The organism is Phocaeicola sp. (assembly GCF_048170425.1).
In the GTDB taxonomy this organism is placed as follows: domain Bacteria; phylum Bacteroidota; class Bacteroidia; order Bacteroidales; family Bacteroidaceae; genus Phocaeicola.
The window spans coordinates 1-3084 of sequence record NZ_DBEXBB010000318.1; the positions used below are offsets into that span (position 1 = coordinate 1).

Genomic DNA, 3084 nt, shown 5'->3' on the forward strand with positions numbered 1-3084 from the left:
GTAATACTTTTTCTTCATACAATTTCAATATTTATTACTTTTACATGCCTTTAACCATAAACTTTACAGAAGGACCGACATTTTTCATCAAATATTTATAATATCGGCCGCCCATTTCTAATTTTTGCAAATTCCAAATAGCAAAGAAGAATCAGCCTCCAGCTTATTCTTCTTTGGCTTCAGAATCAGCATTTGCTTCTTTTTCCTTTTCCACTCTTCCTCCTTTCTGATAGACGGAAGGAGTCACACCAAACTGAAGTTTAAAACATTTACTAAAGTAGAAGGGATCGTTAATACCTACCTGATACGAAACCTCGGCTACAGTTAGATTTTCCGGAGAGGAAAGCAGTTCGGCCGCCTTCTTCATTCGCATAATACGTATATATTCATTCGGTGAATAGCCCGTTACCCCTCGTACCTTACGATAAAAAATTGAACGTCCTACCCCCATCATGGAAGCAAATTCATCGACTGTAAACTGAGGATTTCCCAGCTGCGTTTCCATAATACGCCCCATCTTCTCTACAAAGAATTTATCCTTGTCAGAGGAACAAAGAGCCGGACGCACCTGACTCGGGTCATGCGAGAATTTCTCCTTCAGCTTTTCACGTTGCTCTATCAGTTTAAAGGCACGTGTCAACAATAGTCTCGGACTAAACGGTTTCGTAATGTAAGCATCGGCTCCACACTCCACTCCTTTCACATGATTGTCCACAGAGGTCATGGCAGTCAGCAAAATAACCGGAATATGACTGGTATTAAAATCATTCTTCAATTTCCGTGTCAGTTCAAAACCAGAGCATCCCGGCATAACCACATCACTGATAATCAAGTCCGCATCATAATTACGCGCACGTTCCAATCCTGCATCCCCGTCGGCTTCTGCTACAACCTCAAAATATACACCCAGCTCCTCTTTCAGGAATTCACGCACATCATTGTCATCCTCTACAATCAGTACCTTGTATTTATTTAGCGGATTCACCGGAAGAACTTCATCCAGCCCTTCTTCATCTTTCAACACCACATCTGCCAAATGCTTTTCGGCCATTTCTTCCTCACGCAACAGCACATTATTCGGCACAAGAAAATCTTTTTCTTCATATACGGACTTATCCGTTGGCAAAGTCACAATAAAGATGGAGCCTCCTCCCGGATTCTCTTCATACGTAATTGTTCCTTTATGTACGTTGACCAGTTCATGCGTCAGATGCAGACCTACTCCTACACTGTCACCAGAGAAATTACTCTGCATGAACCGCTTGAACAATTCTCCCCGTTTTTCTTTAGGAATGCCGACCCCCGTATCAGACACACTCATTTTCAGTTTTCCGACCGATTCGTCCACATTCACCACAAACTCAATCTTTCCTTTTGACGGAGTGTATTTAAAAGCATTAGATAAAATATTATATACTACCTTATCTACGTTTCCCTTATCAATAAACATCCGGTATGACTGGCAAGAAGGAATAAAACGGAACTCCATGTTCTTTGATTCTGCCGCATCCTTGAAGCTCAAATAAATTTCATACAGGAAAGCTATCACATCTGTCTCCTCCAATGACAAGGCCAGCTTATTATTCTGCATCTTACGGAATTCAAGCAGCTGATTAATCAAACGCAACATACGTTCTGTACTCTTGTCCATAATCTTAAGAGAGTATGCCATCTCCTTAGGTACTTTCAAACGGTGAATTTTCTCCAACGCACCTTGTATCAGCGTCAACGGCGTACGGAACTCATGTGAAATATTGGTAAAGAACACCAGTTTGTACTCGGTAAGCTGTTCCTCTACCTTAATCTTGTTACGCAAGGTATTCATATTACGTATAATACGGAATACAATGTACAACAGTACAACTATCACTATCACATACAAGATATAAGCCCAAGGTGTTTTCCAGAAAGGAGGATTCACCACAATCTTCAATACAGACTCCTCCGCTCCCCATAATCCGGAAGCATCAGAAGCTTTTACATGAAGATAATAGGTTCCAGGAGAAAGATTTTTGTAAGCAGCAAAGTTCAAGGAAGAAGGAACACTCCATCCCTTATCATAGTTTTCAAGCTTATAACTGAATTTAGAACCTCCAGCTCCCGAATAGTCAAACGTAGAAAACTCTACCACAAAAGAACTTTGATAATACCGTAAATTCACCTCTGAGGCATAAGCCAAAGACATATCCAAAGGAGAATCCGGTTCATCTGGACTAACCGAAATGCCATTCAAGCGCAAATCTGTAAATGTAACTTTCGTTTTACTTTCCGGATGTTTCACTCTACGCGGATCAATCACCGTCAATCCATAATTTGTGCCAAAAGCTATACGACCGTCATCCAAACTCAGTCCACAATTCTCGGCATACACATTGCCCAGCATATTTGTAGAGAAAAAATAGTTTTCGAACGTCTTACGAAGTGCATCAAAACAAGAAACACCAAATTCTGTGGTAATCCATATTTTACCATTCATATCTGGCACAAAAGTTTGCACCATTCCGTTGACCAATCCGTCTTCGGGGCCAAAATGTTCAAACTCCAGCTGGCTATAATTCCCATTCTCAGGAAGAGAACAAACCGAAAATCCGGCTCCCGATTCTGCAACCAGGATATGCCCTTTCCCATCAGAAGCTATGCTCCGAATTTCGTTACTTCTCAGCATTCCGTTATCGAAGGTATAACTATAATAAGCAGAAGGATCTTTCAACAGTTTATCAGGATGAAACACGTAAACTCCTTCACTGGTTCCGACCCATAACCAATGATTATTATCTTCAAAAATCACCCGCACCTGACGCTGTCCGTACGTGGAAGTCAAAAAATGACGGAAAGTATAACCTTTCTTGCCTGGAACGGCCAAATCAAGTCCCCCTTCAAAAGTCCCAACCCATATACGGTTTTTGCTGTCTTTCAACAAGCAAAATACTTGATTCGATCCCAAAGAAGACGAATCAGAAGGATTATGTGTATACACATGATTACCTACTATCAGTCCTTTCGTACGCGAAGCATACCATTGAACTCCATCCATATCCTCCACTACTGCATAAATATTACTTCCATAAGCCGTTTCTTCCTTCT

The 3084-nt window shown here is 41.1% G+C and carries 1 protein-coding gene; it reads right to left on the bottom strand.

Annotated elements, in window-relative coordinates; genetic code table 11:
- Window positions 1-163 precede the first annotated feature (163 nt).
- The coding region (locus ACMJ0U_RS12245) for an ATP-binding protein (protein WP_417130159.1) at window positions 164-3084 on the bottom strand (2921 nt) is incomplete at its 5' end.